The following is a 16,682-nucleotide window of genomic DNA, read 5'->3' as shown; positions in this document are numbered from 1 at the left end:
GAACCGGCTGCAGGCCTCAGTCCCCTTCACGAGGCGGCAGCGGCACCTGCCAGATGTCCCGGGCGTATTCGGCGATGGTGCGATCAGAGGAGAACCAGCCCATGCGCGCGGTATTGAGCACAGCCGAACGCCACCAGTGTTCGGGCCGCTGCCAGCGTTGATCGACCTGGCGCTGCGCCTTCCAGTACGCATCGAAGTCGGCGCAGACCATGAAGCGGTCTTCGTACAGCAACGAATCGACCAACCCCACGTAACGCGACGGATCGTCCGGCGAGAATACGCCGGCCCGGATGGCGCCGAGCGCGGCCTCCAGCCGCTCGGAATCGGCGACCACGTCGCCCATGTCAAGGCCCAGGCGCTGACGGGCAGCCACCTGCTGGGCAGTCATGCCGAAGATGAACATATGCTCATCGCCGACCTGCTCGCTCATTTCCACGTTGGCACCGTCCAGGGTACCGATGGTCAGCGCGCCGTTGAGGGCGAACTTCATGTTGCTAGTGCCCGAGGCTTCCAGTCCGGCAGTGGAAATCTGCTCGGACAGGTCGGCCGCGGGAATGATGGATTCGGCCAGGCTGACGTTGTAGTTGGGAATGAACACCACCTTGAGCAATCCACGTACGGTGGGATCGTCATTGATGGTGCGGCTGATGTCATTGGCCAGTTTGATGATCAGCTTGGCCTGGCGATAACTGGCCGCTGCCTTGCCGGCGAAGATCTTCACCCGCGGCGCCCAGTCGGTGGTCGGATCGTTGCGGATGGCCTGATACAAGGCCACGGTGTGCAGCAGGTTGAGGAGCTGACGTTTGTATTCGTGAATGCGTTTGACGTGCACGTCGAAGATGGCGGTGGTGTCGAGATTGATCCCCAGCAGTTGCCGCACCCGCTCGGCCAAGGCTTCCTTGCTGCGCTGGCGGCATAGCGCGTACTCATCGCGAAAGTCCTGGCGCTCTGCGTAAGGCTCCAGCTCCCTGAGGTGCTCCTCGGGGCGCTGCAGCACCGGCTCGCCCAAGGCGTCCACCAGCAAATGAGTAAGCCCCGGATTGACCTGAAACAGCCAGCGGCGGAAGGTCACGCCATTGGTCTTGTTGTTCACCCGATCGGGGTACAGCCGGTGCAGGTCGCGAAACACCGTATCGCGCATCAGCCGGGTATGCAGCGCGGAAACCCCGTTGATGCTGTGCGCACCGAGAAACGCCAGGTTGCCCATACGTACGCGACGGCCATGATCCTCCTCGATCAACGACACCGCACGCAGCAGACGGAAGTCGTGAATGTCTTTCGCGCGCAACGCATCGATATGCTCGGCATTGATCAGATAGATAATTTGCAGATGCCGCGGTAGCAGACGCTCCATCAGCGCCACCGGCCAGGACTCCAGCGCTTCCGGCAGCAGGGTGTGGTTGGTATAGGCGGTGGTCGCCACCGTCAGCTGCCAGGCTTGCGCCCAGGGCATGCGATGTTCATCCACCAGCAGGCGCATCAGCTCGACCACCGCGATGGCCGGGTGGGTATCGTTGAGCTGGATCGCCACGTGCTGCGGTAGGCACTCCAGACCGTCATGCAAGCGCAAATGGCGCTCGAGCAGATCCTGCAGCGAGGCGGAAACCAGAAAGTACTCCTGACGCAGGCGCAGCTCTTGGCCGGCCTCGGTATCGTCGGCCGGATAGAGCACGCGCGAGATACTTTCAGCGCGGACCTCACCGGCTACGGCGCCGAAGTGGTCGCCAGCATTGAAGCGGTCCAGCTGCAGGTCCTCTTCGGGGCGCGCACGCCACAGCCGCAAGGTATTGACCGACGCGCCGCGCCAGCCCACCACCGGCGTATCGTAAGCAATGGCGCGCACCGTCTCCTGCGGCTGCCACTGCAGCCGTGTAGTACCGGAGCCATCGTCCAGAGTCGTCACGCCGCCACCAAAACCGATGCGATAGGCCACCTCCGGGCGTTCGAATTCCCAGGGGTTGCCGAAGTCGAGCCAGGTTTCGGTCTGTTCGGCCTGCCAGCCATCGATTATGGCCTGGCGGAACAGGCCATGTTCATAGCGGATGCCGTAACCATGGGCGGCCAGGCGCAGGGTCGCCATGCTCTCCATGAAGCAGGCGGCGAGACGGCCGAGCCCGCCGTTGCCCAGCGCCGCATCTGGTTCCACAACGCGGATGCGTTCGAGTTCGACACCGAGTTCGGCCATGGCCTGGCGGGCCGTATCGAGCAGACCGAGATTGCTCAGGTTATCCACCAGCAGCCGGCCGATCAGGAATTCCAGAGACAGGTAATAGATACGCTTGGCGCCCTGGCGCTCGACCTGAGCGGAGGACTCTTCCCAGCGGTCGATCATGTGGTCGCGGGTGGCCAGAGCCAATGCCTCGAACCAGTCATGGTCGAAGGCGGTACTTGGGTCCTTGCCCACTGCGTAGCGCAGCTTGGCCAGAATGGCCGCCTTGAACTGTGTTACAGCACTTTCGGTCTCGCCGTGCGATTCGCTCATATCGATCCCCTTACGCGCGCGTCGCGTTGATTACAGCCGAAGCGATGGGTTCGGCTTTTCTTTGTGGCCTTCGCAGCGTCGATGAGTTCAGGTTTTCTGCCCCTCCCCACTGATCAAAAAGCCTGAACTTCGAGTTGGCGGCTCCCCTCACAACTCAAGGACGCCATTGTTGAGGAGAAAATCATGCGAGCCATCATTCCCGGCCTTCTGCTCGGCGCGCTGGCAGCCGGCGACGCCCTGGCCGAAGCCTGCTACGTCAGCGCCCGGACTTCCAGCGATGCCATTGCCGAGGTCGCGCAGGAGTTCTGCTACGAATTCACCGGCATGGACGAGGGCGCCATTGACTGGTCGTGCCACAACGAAGCCGATGACATGCTCAACACCGACCAACGCAAGGTGGCCAGTTGTGCCGAAGCCAAGCTGGGCACATGCGAAGCCGCACTGACCCAGGCAACTCTGGCCAACTACCGCTCCGGTGACGATGATCAGGGCGAGCCGCGCCCGTCCGTACCCAACCAGGCCAAGGTGGTCACTCACTATTACCGAGCGGGCGATCTGAAACAGGTGCGTATCGACTGCGAAAGTGCCGGCGGCACCTGGCGGGACCGATGATGGGTGCTTATAACGGGCTGCTATTGCTACCTGGCACCGTTCCACACATGGCCCATGAGCGCATGGTGCAACGTCAGCTCGGCGAGAAGCTGGCCGTGCTGCTCGATTGCCCCTTCCTGGGACCTCATCAGCCAGGCACCCAGATTCGCGGGCGCCACTATTTCCTGCCCGAGGACACTCTGGTCGGCGACGTCGGCTCGTTGGGCATCGAAGGGCCGGAGGATTTCTTCGGCGGCCAGGTCGAGCATGCCTTTCTCGCCACCAAGGCCATCAGCCACCCGAGTCTCGACGCCCCTCGCCACCTGCCTGTGGGCTGGTCAGAACGTTTCGCCCGACAGGTCGAGAGCGTTACCTTGCCGGGCTTCAGCGTCTTCGATCTGGAGGACGCGGCCGAGGCCGGGCAACGCCTGTTGCGCGAAGGGCCGATTCGCCTGAAACCGGTGGACGGTACCGGCGGCCGAGGCCAGCAGGTGGTGCGGACGCCCACCGAGCTGGACAACGCACTGGCGGCGCTCGATGAAGATCGTGTGATGGATCAGGGCCTGGTGCTGGAAGAAGACCTGCAACAGCCCAGCACCTTCAGCGTCGGCCAGATCCGTGTGGCTGGGGTAACCCTGAGTTACCACGGCACCCAGCAGCTGACCGATGACGGTCACGGTAACCAGGTTTATGGCGGCTCGCGACTGACACTGGTGCGCGGCGACTATCTGGCTCTGATGACCCTCGATCTTCCGCGCCCCGTACGCCTGGCCGTGCAGCAGGCACGCATCTTCGAGCTGGCGGCACTGGAGGTCTACCCGTCGATCCAGGCGTCGCGGCGCAACTACGATGTCGCTCAGGGATTGAATGCGCGGGGACAGTCTCGCAGCGGCGTGCTGGAACAATCCTGGCGCGTCGGTGGCGCCAGTGCGGCGGAAATCTTCGCCCTGGAGGCGTTCATGAACGACGCGCAGCTGCAAACGCTGCAGGCCTCGACCCATGAGTTCTATCAGGATGTACCGCCGCCGGCAGGCTCCATTTGCCTGTATCAGGGTCAGGACAGTGAGGACGGCCCGTTGGCCAAATACGTCAAGGTGGGGCCGTTATGAGTGCCTGCAGTCAGAGCCTGGACATTCTGGTGGGTGATCAGCACATCGCCGGAACCCTGGTGACGCCACCCAATAAGGTTCCCGGTGTGCTTTTTGTGCACGGCTGGGGCGGCAGCCAGCAACGTGACCTGGCGCGCGCCCGCGGTATTGCCGGGCTGGGCTGCGTGTGCCTGACCTTCGATTTGCGCGGGCATGAACGCAACATCGAAGCGCAGGAGCAGGTATCGCGAGAGGACAACCTGGCCGACATTCTCGCCGCCTATGACCTGCTGGCCGCGCACGAAGCGGTCGACCCCGAGTGTATCGCGGTCATCGGCACCAGCTATGGCGGCTATCTCGCCACGTTGCTGAGCGTGCGTCGCCCGGTGCGCTGGCTGGCCCTGCGGGTGCCAGCGCTCTACTGGGATGACCAATGGCAACTGCCCAAGCGTCAGCTGGACGTCGCCCGCCTGGCCGAGTATCGCCGCACACCGCTGCGCCCGCAAGACAACCTGGCGCTGGCCGCCTGTTCCGAATTTCACGGTGATGTGTTGCTGGTGGAATCCGAGCATGACGACTTCGTCCCGCACACCACGCTGATGAGTTACCGCAATGCCTTCGACAAGGCGCATTCGCTGACCCACCGCATCATGGCCGACGCCGACCATGGGCTCAGCGAGGACCGTCATCAGCAAGCCTACACGCGCATCCTGATCGACTGGGTCAGCGAGATGGTGGTAGGCGCACGGGTAGGCAACTACCCGCACCACCTGGTGCGCTATTCCTGAATCGCCGTGCTCTGCTCGCCGCGGTTCGCCATGGGCATTCGCCCCTCAACTGCAACAGGAGACACCGATGAAAATCAGCAAGATCATGACTCGTAACGTCCGCACTCTCGACCCCGAGCGCAGCATCCGTGAGGCCGCCACGCTGATGGCCGACATCGACAGCGGCGCGCTGCTGATCAACGAAGGCGACCGCCTGATCGGCATGATCACCGACCGCGACATCGCCGTGCGCGCCGTAGCCGCCGGCCTGGACGGCAACACCCCGGTGCGTCAGGTGATGAGCAGCAACGTGCGCTATTGCTTCGATGACGAAGATGTCGAACATGTGGCCGCCAACATGGCCGACATTCAGGTACGCAGGCTGCCCGTACTCAATCGCGAGAAACGCCTGGTGGGCGTGGTCTCGCTGGGCAATATCGCCTCCGGTCACAGCCGCATGGCAAACGATACCGTGCTGCGCGGGGTCACCTCCGCGCACTGACCGATAATCACCACCTCCATGGGAGGGCCTTCGGCAGTGATGCTCGCGGTTACGATTGCAGGGATGCAGGATGTAAATCGAAGCGGGATGCCCGAGCCGAAAGCCCCTCCCACTATGAGAGCAGAGTCATCACTCGCCCTTTGTGGGAGGCGCTTCAGCGGCGATGCTATTGGGCAGGTCGCAGAATCAGTGCCCCCAACGGCGGTAGCTGCAGATTCAGCGAATCGGGCTGGCCGTGAGCAGCCAGTTGCTCCGTGTGCAGCTCACCTTCGCTACCTGCGCCCGAGCCACTCCAGCGGCGCTCATCGGTATTGAGCAGTACTTGCCATTTCCCTGCGCAAGGCACACCGATACGGTAGCCATCGAGTACCTGCGGGGTGAAATTGTGCACTACCAGCAGTGGCGCGCAGCCCTCGCCGCCCTGGCGCAGCCAGGCGAATACGCTGTTGCGCGCATCATCTCCGATCACCCATTGAAAACCACTGTCCTGATCATCGAGTCGGTGCAGCGCCGGCTCTTCGCGATACAGACGATTCAGCTCACGCAACAGCGCCTGGACGGCAGTATGTTCGGGATACTGCAGCAGGTACCAATCCAGTTGCTGGTCATGGTTCCACTCGCGCCATTGGCCGAACTCGCAGCCCATGAACAGCAGCTTCTTGCCCGGATGACTCCACATCAGCGCAAGGAACAGGCGCAGGTTGGCGAACTGCTGCCAGCGATCGCCGGGCATGCGCCCAAGCAGCGAGCGCTTGCCGTGCACCACCTCATCATGGGAGATCGGCAGGATGAAACGCTCGGAAAAAGCGTAGTGCAAGCCAAAGGTTATCTGGTGGTGATGGTGCAGGCGGTACAGCGGGTCCTGCTGGATGTAACTCAGGCTGTCGTTCATCCAGCCCATGTTCCACTTGTGGCTGAAACCCAGGCCGCCCTGCTGCACCGGACGGCTGACGCCGGGCCAGGCAGTGGATTCCTCGGCGATCATCAGTGCTCCGGACACTTCGCTACGCACCACCTCGTTGAGATGCTGGAGGAATTCGACGGCCTCCAGGTTCTCGCGCCCGCCGTGACGGTTGGGAATCCACTGACCCGCTTCTCGCGAATAGTCGCGATAGAGCATCGACGCCACCGCATCCACGCGCAGGCCGTCGACGTGGTACTCGCGCAGCCAGTACAGGGCGCTGGCCAACATGAAGCCGTGCACCTCGGTACGGCCGAGGTTGTAGATGCAGGTATTCCAGTCCGGGTGAAAACCCTCGAACGGATGCGCGTACTCGTACAACGCGGTGCCGTCGAACTCGGCAAGGCCGTGGGCATCGTTGGGGAAGTGTCCCGGCACCCAGTCGAGGATCACACCGATGCCCGCACGGTGGCAGCGGTCGACGAAGGCCGCGAAGCGCTGCGGGCTGCCGAAACGTGCGGTGGGTGCGAACATCGACAGCGGCTGATAGCCCCAGGAGCCCCCGAAGGGATGCTCCATGATCGGCATCAGCTCGATATGGCTGAACCCCATATCCTGCACATAGGGAATCAGCCGCTCGGCCAGTTCGTCCCAGTCCGGCATCCGATCGTCCTGCCATTGCCAGGAACCGGCATGCAGCTCATAGATCGCCAGCGGTGCCTGCGGCGCATGGCGTTGCTCGCGTTCACTCATCCACTGCTGGTCCTGCCAGGCGAAAGCCTCGCTTTGAGGGACGCGCGACGCGGTGGCCGGCGGCATCTCGGTGGCCTGAGCCATGGGGTCGGCGCGCAACGGCAGTACGCCTTGCGGGCCGAGGATTTCATACTTGTAGCATTCGCCCGGCTGCAGGCGTGGGATGAACAGTTCCCACACGCCCGCCGGGTAGCGCAGGCGCATGGGATGACGACGGCCGTCCCAGCTGTTGAAGTCGCCGACCACCGAAACCCGCCGTGCGTTGGGCGCCCAGACGGCGAAGCGCACGCCAGGTACACCTTCATGCTCCACCGCAGCGGAGCCCAGGCAGCGCCATAGCTGGCGGTGGTTGCCTTCGGCGAACAGGTAGAGATCGGTATCACCCAGCAGCGGGCCGAAAGCATAGGGATCTTCCGTCTCCTGCACGCTGCCCGGCCAGTGGATGCGCAGAAGGTAGCGCTGCGCCTGCGGCAGCGGCAGCTCGAACAGGCCGTCCGGGTCGCTGCAGTGCATGCGCCCCAGCGGCGAGCCATCGCTGCCCAGCAGGTCCACGGCATCGGCACCGGGCAGCCAGACCCGTACCAGGGTTTCGTCGCCCTGGGCATGGGGGCCGAGGAAGCTGAACGGATCGCCGTCCTCTGCGCGCTGAAGGCGCTGCACTCTGTTCTGATTCACGTTCGCACTCCTGGCAATTGATGAGCAAGATCCACCAGCCCCCGGAGCGGGACATCGATCCAGTCGGGGCGGTGGCCGCTTTCGTAAACGATTTCATAGACAGCCTTTTCCAGGCAGAACAGGTCGAGGGCAGCGCCCTCACCGTCGCGTTCATACCACTCGTGAGGTAGCCCGCTGGCAGCCAGGCGATAGGCGTCGAGGAAGGCAGTGCACGACTGCTCGCGGTAGCGCGCGACCACGCCCCTTACCACCTGCTGGGCATCCACGGCGCCCTCCACACCACCACCGTTGCGCTGCACGACGGCGGCGGCGTAGTCGAAGGAACGCAGCATGCCGGCGACATCCTTGAATGGACTGTGGCGCTGGCGGCGCTCCTCCAGCGAGCGGTTGGGCTCGCCCTCGAAGTCGATGATGTAGGCATCGCCCTGCACCACCAGCACCTGGCCCAGATGCAGGTCGCCATGCACGCGAATACGCAGGCCGCCAGCGGCCTGGGTGGCCAGGCGGGCAACGGCTTGCAGCAAGGGTTTTTCCCTGGCCAGCAGCCAGTCGGCTTGCTCGGCAGTCGCCGGGCTTAGAGCGTCACGCTGGCGACTCAGGGCCTGCAAGGCTTCCTGCAGTTGCGCAGTGATGGATTCGGCCCAGCGGGCGCTGTCCTGCTCGGCGCTGAGCTGGTAACCGAAGTCCGGATTCTCCACCGGCCGCGCCAGTACCGCATGCATTTCACCGACGCGTCTGCCCAGCACGCCAGCGAATCGTTCCAGTTCGCCCAGCGCATCGACATCAGGGTCGGCGGTGCCGCCGGCCAGTTCATCGCGGATCGCCCGGTCCAGGGTGTTGAGCGTCCATTGCCAGGCATCGCCCTGGTTGTCCAGATAGCTCTGCACCACCATCAGGGTATGGGGCTGGCCGCTCTCGTCGACCCGCACCACCTCGCCGAGAAACGGCGCGACATTGGCGTAGCCGTGATCGCTGAGGAAACGGCCCATCTCCACCTCCGGATGGATACCGGGGAAGCCGCGGCGCAGCAGCTTGAGCAGGAGTTGCCCGCCAAGCAGCGCCGAACTGTTGGACTGCTCAGCCGAGAGCAACTTGAAATCGTTCCCGTCGAGGTCTCCGAGCGCTAGCAGCGCCGCCTCCGCGCGGAACTGCAGTTCACCGGCAGCGCTACGCAGCACCGCCTGCTCCCGCAACAGGCGCAGCACCTGCTGGCTGAACTGCGGCAGGCTGAAGGCATCGGTCAGCAGCTCGACATGCCGGCCCCGGCGCAGTCGGGCCAGCGCCAGTTGTTGCGGTAAATCATTGCCTTCGGCGCGCTCGGGCACTGCTGCCAGTGGCACGCGGTAATGCTCGACGCCGGACGCGCCCTTGACCTGCACCTCGGCCAGCAGAGGGGCGTTCGCTCCGTCAGCCAACGGCATCACGTAAAGCAGGCTCACTGCGCCGGACGGTCGCTGCTCCCCGGCGAACCAGCGGCGCTTGGGCAGATAGAGCGGCAACGATTCGCGCTCCAGGGTCTGTCGCGAGCGCTCACCCATCACTTCGCTCAGGGCACGGCCGAGCACCAGGGTCTGCAGCTCCGGCATGCGCTCCACCGGCTTGAGGTGCCAGCTGGGCATCTGCGACGCATCGGCCAGGTAGAACCAGTAGAAACCATACGGCGGCAGGGTCAGCAGGTAGGTGAGCTGGCCAATGGGCGGGAACGAGGCGCCGCCGATCATCTCCACCGGCACCCGGTCGCAGTAGTCGGCCAGTTCCAGCTCGACGGCCTGAGCCGCGCTGGAGAGATTGGCTACGCAGAGAATCTGCTCTTCATGACCCTGCTCGTTGGTGTAGCCGCGCAGGTAGGCGAGGATGCGCCGGTTGCTCGGCGTCAACATCGTCAGCGAGCCCCGGCCGAAGGCCTTGTGCTGGTTGCGGATGGCGAGCATGCGCCGCGTCCAGTTGAGCAGCGAATGCGGATCGCGCGCCTGCGCCTCGACGTTGATGGTCTGGTAGCCGTACAGCGGATCCATGATCGGCGGCAGTACCAGGCTCGCCGGGTCGGCGCGGGAGAAGCCGCCGTTGCGGTCCACCGACCATTGCATCGGGGTGCGCACGCCGTCGCGGTCGCCGAGGTAGATGTTGTCGCCCATGCCGATCTCGTCGCCGTAATACAGCGTCGGCGTGCCGGGCATCGACAGCAGCAGGCTGTTGAGCAGCTCGATGCGCCGGCGGTCACGTCCCACCAGCGGCGCCAGTCGCCGGCGGATGCCGAGGTTGATACGCGCACGGCTGTCGGCAGCGTAGTAGTTCCACAGGTAATCGCGCTCGTCGTCGGTGACCATTTCCAGGGTCAGCTCGTCGTGGTTGCGCAGGAAGATCGCCCACTGGCAGTTGGGCGGAATTTCCGGGGTCTGGCGCAGGATGTCGGTGATCGGAAAGCGGTCTTCCTGAGCGATGGCCATGTACATGCGCGGCATCAGCGGGAAATGGAAGGCCATGTGGCATTCGTCATCCTCGCCAAAGTACGGACGGGTATCTTCCGGCCACTGGTTGGCTTCGGCCAGCAACAGGCGATCCGGGTAACGTGCATCCAGTTCGGCGCGGATGCGCTTGAGCACCGCGTGGGTCTCCGGCAGGTTCTCGCTGCTGGTGCCGTCACGCTCGATCAGATACGGAATGGCGTCCAGGCGCAGGCCGTCGACGCCCATGTCGAGCCAGAAGCGCATCACCCCGAGCACGGCTTCGAGCACCTTGGGGTTGTCGAAGTTGAGGTCCGGCTGGTGCGAATAGAAACGATGCCAGAAGTACTGCCCGGCTACCGCGTCCCAGGTCCAGTTGGACTTCTCGCTGTCGATGAAGATGATCCGCGTATCGGCGTACTTCTCGTCCGTGTCGGACCAGACGTAATAGTCGCGCGCCTTGGAGCCCTTCTTCGCATGACGGGCGCGCTGGAACCAGGGGTGCTGGTCCGAGGTGTGGTTGATCACCAGTTCGGTGATCACGCGCAGACCGCGCCGGTGCGCCTCGGCGATGAAGCGCCGGGCATCGCTCAGCGAGCCGTAGTCCGGGTGGACGTCGTTGTACTTGGCGATGTCATAGCCGTCGTCGCGCCGTGGCGACGGGTAGAACGGCAGCAGCCAGAGGGTGTTGACGCCGAGTTCGGCAATGTAGTCGAGCTTGTCGATCAGGCCCTGGAAATCGCCGATGCCGTCATTGTTGGCGTCGAAGAACGACTTCACGTGGACCTGATAGATCACCGCGTCCTTGTACCACTGCGGGTCGTTGAGGAAGGTCTTGCCGGCGCTGCGCTTGGCCATGGTGCTACTCCCTTGTTCAGCGGACGGTCTGGATTCGCCAGATACCGAATGGCAGGTGCCAGGGTTCGATGCGCATCCACTGCACCTTGCCGTGCCAGGTCCAGCGATGGCCGTTCATCAGGTCTTCGCCGGCCAGCTCGGCGTCATCGGACAGGCCCAGCTCCCATAGCGGCAATTCGAAGTGCGCTTCCTGGGCGTGATGCGGATCGAGGCTGACAGCGACCAGAATGAAGTTGCTCAGGTCCGCGGTACGCTTGCCGAAGTAGAGGATGTTGTCGTTCCACGCGGTGTAGGCCTGAAAGCCCAGATGAGTCTGTAGCGCCGGGTTCTCGCGGCGGATCTGGTTGAGCCGGGCGATCTCGGCGTTGATGTTGCCGGGCGCCTGATAGTCGCGCGGGCGCAGCTGGTACTTCTCCGAATCGAAGTACTCCTCCTTGCCCGGCACCGGTTCGCCCTCGCACAGCTCGAAGCCCGAATACATGCCCCACAACCCCGAGCCCATGGTCGCCAGCGCGGCGCGAATGAGAAAACCGGGGCGGCCGCTGCGCTGCAGGAAATAGGGGTTGATGTCCGGTGTGTTGACGAAGAAGTTCGGCCGGTAGCAATCGCGCCATGGCGGCTGATTGAGCTCCTCGAAGTAGGCCTGCAACTCGGCCTTGGTGTTGCGCCAGGTGAAGTAGGTATAGCTCTGGCTGAAGCCGAGCTTGCCCAGGCGCGCCATCATCGCCGGGCGGGTGAAGGCCTCGGAAAGGAAGATCACTTCGGGGTGGCGTCCACGCACATCGGCGATCAGCCATTCCCAGAACGGCATCGGCTTGGTGTGCGGGTTGTCGACGCGAAACAGCGTCACGCCCTGCTCCACCCAGCCCAGCACCACGTCGCGCAATGCCAGCCAGAGATCAGGCATGGCCGCTTCGGCATAGAACTCGACGTTGACGATGTCCTCGTACTTCTTCGGCGGGTTCTCGGCATGGCGAATGCTGCCGTCCGGCCGCCAGCTGAACCAGCCGGGATGCTGCTTGAGCCAGGGGTGATCCGGCGAGCACTGCACGGCGAAATCCAGCGCCACTTCCAGGCCGTGTTCGCGGGCCACACGGACCAGCTGGCGGAAATCCTCGAGGCTGCCCAGCTCCGGGTGCACGGCCTCGTGACCGCCCTCCTCGCTGCCGATGGCATAGGGACTGCCTGGGTCGTTGGGGCCGGCCTTGAGGCTGTTGTTCGGCCCCTTGCGGTGCGCCCGGCCGATGGGATGGATGGGGGGGAAATACAGCACGTCGAAGCCCATCCGGGCGATTTCCGGGATGCGTGCGTGCACGTCGGCGAAGGTGCCGTGGCGCTGCTCATCGCCCAGCGAGCGGGGAAACAGCTCGTACCAGCTGGCGAATTCGGCCAGGCTGCGCTCGACGTCCAGCGGGTAGTTCGGGGTACGTAGCAGATGCGGGCGGTATTCGGCGCGGCGCATCAGCTCGTTGACGGACGGATCGATCAGCACGGCTTCACGTTCGGCCTGCGATTGCGAGGCCTCCATGCGTTCGATCAGTGCGGCCAGCTCGCCGCGCAACTGCTCGGGCGCCTGCGCGGCAATGCGCCGAACCAGTTGCGCACCCTCCTGCAGTTCGAGCTCGACCGGCACGCCGGCACCGAGTTTTTTCACCAGCTCCTGGCGGAAGCTGGCGTAAACGTCCAGCCAGGCTTCGATGGCAAATTCGCCACGTCCCTGCTGGTCGATGCACAGGGTCGCACTCCAGCGATCATTACCCAGGGCCTGCATGGGCGCGCGCTGCCAGGTGGCCTCGTCGTTGGCGCGCCACAACAGGTCGGCGGCCAGTTGTTCGTGACCATCGCCGAAAATCACGGCGCTGACCGGCACCGGTCGACCGCATAGGCATTTGCTGGCGAAGCGGCCGCCTTCAACGACCGGCTGTATCGCTTCGATGGCCAGGCGCGGCTGGGCAATGGCGTGGGCAATGGTCTGGTCGGCATGCTGCTGGGATGGCATCTTTCCTGGCTCCTCTACGCCTGGCAGACGTGTTCGAAGGGTTGGCGGAGGTCTGCGGCAGCGTGTGAGACGCTATGCCTGTGAAAATTCCGAGGCTGCTGCGGCAGGAAAAGTTCAGGCAGTTTTTGTCTAGGCAGTGACCTAGGGCTTGTCACCCGAGCTGTCATCGTCCTGGTCATCCGGCCTAGCCTTGACGCGTGGATCGACCAGAAGCGGCATAAGGTGCAGCACCACCAGCACGATCACCGTGGACAGCACGGCCGTGGCCTCGCGCCCGAGGCCGACCGCCACGCCGATGGCTGCCGAAGCCCAAAGTCCGGCTGCGGTGGTCAGGCCCTTGACGTCGGAGATGCTCTGCCCTTTGAGGATGGTGCCGGCACCGAGAAAACCGACACCGGCGGCGATGCCCTGAATTACCCGGCTCATGGCATCGGCTTCGGCGCCGTCCTGCTCCAGCGCCATGACGAAAATCGCCGCGCCAAGGCAAACCAGCATATGCGTACGCATGCCGGCGGCCTTGCCCATGACCTCGCGCTCGTAGCCGAGTAGCCCGCCCAGGAGCATGGCCAGGACCAGGCGCAGTGTGGCGCGGGTGATGTGCTCGACCTGGCCCAGGTCGGAGAACTCCTGCACCAGGGTGGTGAGAATTCGCTCGAGTACATCCATCGTCGTTCAATCTCCTGAGACGCTTTTCTTCTGAGCAATGAACAGGCGAAGAGGTTCGCCGATGCGAACTCCGGTTATCCGAAACGGGGAACCAATCCACGTTCAGGCATTCATCCCCTTTAAGCGCCAGAGGCAATCCGGCCCCTTGGTCAACCGGGAGAACACTCATGCCCCGAGGCAGCAAAGACAAATACACCGCCAAGCAGAAGCGCAAGGCCGAACACATCGAGGATAGCTACAAGGAACGCGGCGTTTCGCAGGACGAAGCCGAGGCGCGGGCCTGGGCTACGGTCAACAAGCAGTCCGGCGGCGGAGACAAGGCCGGCGGCTCCGGGAAGACGACCAGCGCAGACAGCAAGGAAGCCGCACGCAAGTCGTCGGCACGGCGCGCGGCCGCCACCCGCGAAGGCACCCCCAGGCCTGGCCAGCGTCTGGAAGCGATGAACAAGACCGAGCTGATGAATCTGGCGCGCAAGCGCGACATCGCCGGGCGTTCGCGCATGCGTAAGGATGAACTGCTGCAGGCGCTGCGCAAGGACAGCGACTGAGGGAGCCTGCTGTCAGTGCCCTAGCCCCTCTCCCGTAATTGGGAGAGGGAGCAAACGCGTACTTCCAGTGAACCTCTCAACGCCTAAGGCGCCTGCTCTCTTTCACGTGCCACGCGCTCTCCGCAATCGCAGCCGGCGCTCTGGCACTGCACCATGCCCTTGGGATGGCGCTGCATGCAGGCTTCGCAGCAATAGAGCAGATCATCGCCTGCGACTTCATGGACCCACTGCCGAGACTGCACCGCACAATCACAGTGCGGGCACGCACAGGTTTGCGCGCTCATGGCTTGGGTTCCTCATCGGTGGGTACCACGTCGTCGCTCCATGGCTCGCCATCGAGTGGCGCCGAGCGTGCCAGTTCGGCTTCGTCGAGGCCGAAGCCACCGCCCACCTGAGTCTCGTCCACTACGCTGAGCTCTTCATCGTTGGCGCCGTCATTACCACGCTCCAGCGGTGAGCGAGCGCCACTGTCGTCGATCAGGGTATCCGGGCTCAGATCGTCGAGACTGACGTTGTCCTCGTGCTCGCTTTCGCCGAGCGTCGCGGCGCCGGTCAGGCCGATCTCATCTTCGCCGCTGCTCGTGGGGCGCGCGGTCTGCTGCAGCGAAGGCTCTCCGGTGCCGAGGCTGTCTTCGTCATCGGTGAAGTCCAGTGCCTGTTCATCGATTGCGTCCGGATTGGGACCCGGGATGCTGTCTTTCATGAGGATGCCTCCTTCGATCGATTAGGATCACGCGAGGCGACGGCGCACTCGCGCCATCGCTCGTGCGTTCGGCTCATGGCGAGATCGGGTCGCTGGCCGGGAAGGTTTCCTCGACGGCATGATCCAGACGGCTATCCTGGCGCCCTTTCAAGTTATCCACTTCCTTCTGCAGGCGCGGCAGTGCGGCACGCAGTTCGGCCACGCGCTCGCGCAGGCACTCCAGTTCGGCCTTGGGGTCGCTGATCAACCCCTTGACCACACAGTGCCCACTCAGGCCTCGCTGCAGCAGCGCGGCACCGCCGAGGGCCTTGAGCACACCCGAAGTGCCGCCCTGGCAGACACCGGCGACGATGGCAGTAGCGCCTGTGGCGAGCGAGATGGCGCGTTCAATACGAGGGACGTTTTGGGTCAATGACATGGCGTTTCTCCTGATGGTTGCATGACGAAGGCCGATTGCGGCGCCCGTGAGATTTAGAAAGCCTCCCAGGCACCAAAGGTTCAGAGAATCGGGCCAGCGGCCGACTGGCGAGCGTGCTTCAGGGGCGCAGAATCACCTTGCGGCATTGGTCACGCCGCGACTCGAACAGGCGATAACCTTCCGCCGCGTCGGCCAGTGGCATGCGGTGGCTAATGATGATTTCAGGGTTCAGGTCGCCGCGCTGGATGTGTTCCAGCAGCGTCGGCAGCAACGGGTGAACATGGGTCTGGCCCATCTTGAAAGTCAGCCCCTTGTCGAAGGCATCGCCGAACAGAAAGCCGTGGATGAAGCCGGCGTAGACGCCCGGCACACTGACCGTGCCGCCGCGGCGAACCGCCGCGATGCACTGGCGCAGCGCCACGCCGCTGCTGGCCTCCAGCTTGAGCGTGGTCAATACCGTTTCAGTGAGGCTGCCCTTGGCCTCGAAGCCCACCGCATCGATGACTGCGTCCACGCCGCGGTGCCCCGGCGTCTGCTCGATGATGGCGCTGGCCGGGTCATCGATTTCGTCGAAGTTGATCGGGATCACGCCGTAGGTCTGCTGGGCATAGGCCAGGCGGTAGTCATGATGATCGACCATGAATATCTGCTCGGCACCGAGCATGCGCGCGCAGGCTGCGCTCATCAGTCCGACCGGGCCGGCGCCATAGATGGCTACGCGACTGCCCGGCCCGACCCCGGCATTGACGGCAGCCTGATAGCCGGTGGGCAGGATATCGGTGAGAAACAGCACCTGCTCGTCGTCGAGCACGTCCGGCACCTTGAACGGCCCGGTATTGGCCTTGGGTACGCGCACCAGTTCCGCCTGCCCGCCCGGCACACCGCCATACAAATGGCTGTAGCCGAACAGTGCGGCGCCCGAAGGAATCTGCTTCTTGTTGAGAATCGCCCCACGCCCCGGATTGGTGGTTTCGCAGGCCGCATGCAGGTCCATCTGGCAGAAGAAACAGTCGCCACAGGCGATGACGAAGGGCACGATGACCCGGTCGCCCTTGCTCACCGCCGTCACCTGCGGCCCCACCTCCTCGACCACACCCATGAATTCGTGGCCGAAGATGTCGCCGCCCTTTACCTGCGGGATCTTGCCACGGTACAGGTGCAGGTCCGAGCCGCAGATAGCCGTAGCGGTCACCCGCAGGATGATGTCGTCGGGCTGCTCGATGACCGGGTCGGGTACCCGCTCCACCCGCACGTCGTGACTGCCATGATAGGTCAATGCTTGCATGA

At 64.0% G+C, this 16,682-nt stretch carries 13 protein-coding genes; 5 read left to right on the top strand and 8 right to left on the bottom strand.

Going from position 1 to position 16,682, the window contains the following annotated elements:
• Positions 1-16: 16 nt before the first annotated feature.
• A complete protein-coding gene (locus DXK50_RS17135) occupies positions 17-2,482 on the bottom strand; it encodes a glycogen/starch/alpha-glucan phosphorylase (protein ID WP_212631162.1) in 2,466 nt (821 codons plus the stop codon).
• A gap of 183 nt (positions 2,483-2,665) precedes the next feature.
• Between DXK50_RS17135 and DXK50_RS17130 the strand changes: the two genes are divergently transcribed.
• The 4 genes from DXK50_RS17130 to DXK50_RS17115 all read left to right on the top strand — a co-directional run bounded on the left by DXK50_RS17130 (position 2,666) and on the right by DXK50_RS17115 (position 5,430).
• The gene (locus DXK50_RS17130; RefSeq protein WP_212631161.1) at positions 2,666-3,094 is read left to right on the top strand and encodes a hypothetical protein; all 429 of its coding nucleotides are present in this window, start codon (positions 2,666-2,668) and stop codon (positions 3,092-3,094) included.
• Positions 3,094-4,182 (top strand): DUF3182 family protein, encoded by a 1,089-nt coding sequence (locus tag DXK50_RS17125; RefSeq protein ID WP_212631160.1) that lies wholly within the window; start codon positions 3,094-3,096, stop codon positions 4,180-4,182. The genes DXK50_RS17130 and DXK50_RS17125 overlap by 1 nt, the downstream gene beginning before the upstream one ends.
• On the top strand, positions 4,179-4,949 hold the full coding sequence (locus DXK50_RS17120; RefSeq protein WP_212631159.1) for an alpha/beta hydrolase family protein: 771 nt from the start codon (positions 4,179-4,181) through the stop codon (positions 4,947-4,949). The genes DXK50_RS17125 and DXK50_RS17120 overlap by 4 nt, the downstream gene beginning before the upstream one ends.
• A 67-nt stretch (positions 4,950-5,016) precedes the next feature.
• Positions 5,017-5,430: a CBS domain-containing protein gene (locus DXK50_RS17115; protein WP_161866860.1), complete on the top strand. Its 414-nt coding sequence runs from the start codon at positions 5,017-5,019 to the stop codon at positions 5,428-5,430.
• A 166-nt stretch (positions 5,431-5,596) separates the two neighbouring features.
• On the opposite strand, the gene glgB is transcribed toward DXK50_RS17115, so the two are convergent.
• The 4 genes from glgB to DXK50_RS17095 all read right to left on the bottom strand — a co-directional run bounded on the left by glgB (position 5,597) and on the right by DXK50_RS17095 (position 13,726).
• Positions 5,597-7,759 carry a 1,4-alpha-glucan branching protein GlgB gene (glgB, locus tag DXK50_RS17110; protein ID WP_212631158.1) on the bottom strand — a complete coding sequence of 721 codons (2,163 nt, stop codon included), beginning with the start codon at positions 7,757-7,759 and terminating at the stop codon, positions 5,597-5,599.
• Positions 7,756-11,061, bottom strand: coding sequence for a maltose alpha-D-glucosyltransferase (treS, locus tag DXK50_RS17105; protein ID WP_212631157.1), 3,306 nt, complete (start codon positions 11,059-11,061; stop codon positions 7,756-7,758). Before treS ends, glgB begins: the two co-directional genes overlap by 4 nt.
• A gap of 16 nt (positions 11,062-11,077) precedes the next feature.
• Positions 11,078-13,060 (bottom strand): alpha-1,4-glucan--maltose-1-phosphate maltosyltransferase, encoded by a 1,983-nt coding sequence (locus DXK50_RS17100; RefSeq protein ID WP_212631156.1) that lies wholly within the window; start codon positions 13,058-13,060, stop codon positions 11,078-11,080.
• 141 nt (positions 13,061-13,201) lie between these two features.
• The gene (locus DXK50_RS17095; protein WP_212631155.1) at positions 13,202-13,726 is read right to left on the bottom strand and encodes an MgtC/SapB family protein; all 525 of its coding nucleotides are present in this window, start codon (positions 13,724-13,726) and stop codon (positions 13,202-13,204) included.
• Between the two features lie 167 nt (positions 13,727-13,893).
• Here DXK50_RS17095 and DXK50_RS17090 point away from each other — a divergent pair, with 167 nt between their 5' ends.
• A complete protein-coding gene (locus DXK50_RS17090) occupies positions 13,894-14,274 on the top strand; it encodes a Rho termination factor N-terminal domain-containing protein (protein WP_212631154.1) in 381 nt (126 codons plus the stop codon).
• Between the two features lie 280 nt (positions 14,275-14,554).
• Here DXK50_RS17090 and DXK50_RS17080 read toward each other — a convergent pair whose 3' ends face one another.
• The 3 genes from DXK50_RS17080 to DXK50_RS17070 form a co-directional block, all read right to left on the bottom strand.
• On the bottom strand, positions 14,555-14,977 hold the full coding sequence (locus DXK50_RS17080; protein WP_212631152.1) for a hypothetical protein: 423 nt from the start codon (positions 14,975-14,977) through the stop codon (positions 14,555-14,557).
• A gap of 73 nt (positions 14,978-15,050) precedes the next feature.
• Positions 15,051-15,395, bottom strand: coding sequence for a YgaP family membrane protein (locus tag DXK50_RS17075; RefSeq protein ID WP_161866852.1), 345 nt, complete (start codon positions 15,393-15,395; stop codon positions 15,051-15,053).
• A 118-nt stretch (positions 15,396-15,513) separates the two neighbouring features.
• Positions 15,514-16,680, bottom strand: a complete 1,167-nt coding sequence (locus tag DXK50_RS17070) for a zinc-dependent alcohol dehydrogenase (RefSeq protein WP_161866851.1) — start codon at positions 16,678-16,680, stop codon at positions 15,514-15,516.
• Positions 16,681-16,682 lie beyond the last annotated feature (2 nt).

This window comes from Pseudomonas sp. KB-10, assembly GCF_018221585.1.
GTDB lineage: Bacteria > Pseudomonadota > Gammaproteobacteria > Pseudomonadales > Pseudomonadaceae > Aquipseudomonas > Aquipseudomonas yangonensis.
This window is presented reverse-complemented; position numbering and strand designations above follow the sequence as displayed.